The 736-nt window shown below is 49.2% G+C and carries 1 protein-coding gene; it reads left to right on the plus strand.

Annotated features, from left to right (window positions below; genetic code table 11):
• Nucleotides 1-20 precede the first annotated feature (20 nt).
• On the plus strand, nt 21-736 hold a 716-nt coding region (locus ACWHAR_RS26655; RefSeq protein ID WP_452088374.1), incomplete at its 3' end, for an acetoin utilization protein AcuC.

Genomic DNA, 736 nt, shown 5'->3' on the forward strand with positions numbered 1-736 from the left:
TCAGAGCAAAGGGATCTGCTATGAGAGACAGTGTATTTATCTATTCTCCATCCTACCAAACCTATATGTTTCATCAGGAGCATCCCTTTAATCAGCAGCGGGTTCTGTTAACATATGATTTGCTTAAGACGATCAATGCCTTTGATGATGGAGACATTGTCACCCCCAGACTCGCTTCAGAAGAGGAGCTTTCCCTTGTCCACACGGACGATTACATTCAGGCCGTAAAGCTTGCGGGCGCCGGAAAGCTTCCCGCTGAAGAAGGAGAAAGCTACGGGCTCGGCACTGAAGACACACCCGTCTTTGCCGGCATGCACGAAGCGGCATCACTCTTGGTCGGCGGCACTTTAACGGCCGCAGACTGGGTCATGTCAGGACAAGCCCTGCATGCGGCAAACCTTGGCGGAGGGCTTCATCACGGCTTTCGCGGGAGAGCATCAGGATTCTGCATATACAACGACAGCGCTGTGGCTATTCAATATATCCAGAAAAAATATAGCGCCAGAGTGCTTTATATTGATACGGACGCCCACCACGGGGACGGTGTGCAATTTACATTTTACGATAATCCTGACGTATGCACGCTGTCCATTCATGAAACAGGAAGGTATTTATTCCCTGGAACCGGTCAGATCCAAGAAAAAGGCAGCGGAAAAGGATATGGCTATTCCTTTAATATTCCGCTTGACGCTTTTACAGAGGATGATTCTTTTCTTGAGGCTTACCGGACAGCAGC

It is taken from the genome of Bacillus sp. LR--39, from assembly GCF_053613335.1.